The sequence below is a fragment of the Acinetobacter sp. GFQ9D191M genome (assembly GCF_011174875.1).
Lineage (GTDB): Bacteria > Pseudomonadota > Gammaproteobacteria > Pseudomonadales > Moraxellaceae > Acinetobacter.
On record NZ_JAALGV010000150.1, the window covers coordinates 1 to 569 of the forward strand.

1 protein-coding gene is annotated in these 569 nt (G+C 34.3%); it reads right to left on the reverse strand.

The features are described from left to right. The coding region (locus G5T77_RS17495; RefSeq protein WP_166236261.1) for a helix-turn-helix domain-containing protein at positions 1-495 on the reverse strand (495 nt) is incomplete at its 3' end. Positions 496-569 lie beyond the last annotated feature (74 nt).

A 569-nucleotide genomic window follows, 5' to 3' on the forward strand; every position in this document is an offset into this window, starting at 1 on the left:
ACCTACGCCATTAGGGAGTTTGAGTTTATTTCCTTTAACCCAACAGTATTTATCGAATTGTACAAGGCGAATGGAATCATAACCGTCTGATTTTTTCTTAAATCTAGGCATAAGTGGGCGCAACTGAACCTCAGTACCATCAGCCAATTTAAAAAATTTAGGTTTCTTAGGTTTGCGCTTTTTTTCTTTTAGTCGAGCATGTTCTTTAGGGTTGAAAAACTTCCCCCATGCTGATGCAAGATCACGAACTTTTTGTTGAAGTGACACAGCATTTGAATTTCCATCTAAAAAGCTAAACTGAGGATTCTTTTTCAGTGCTGTTATCTTTTTTACTAGATTCACCGCATTAATGTGTTTATTTTGAGCAAACATTTCAAATGAAATTGCTAATATTTGATTCCAAACAAAGCGTGCAGAGCCAACGAGATTATTTAAAATAACCTCTTGCTCGACATTAGGCTCAAGCCTAAATTTATACGCTTTATTGATTTTCATTAATGAGTGTGTATCTGGTAATATGGTGCTGATTCTAACATTTTAGGTATATTTTTTCAATGAGTGAGATATAT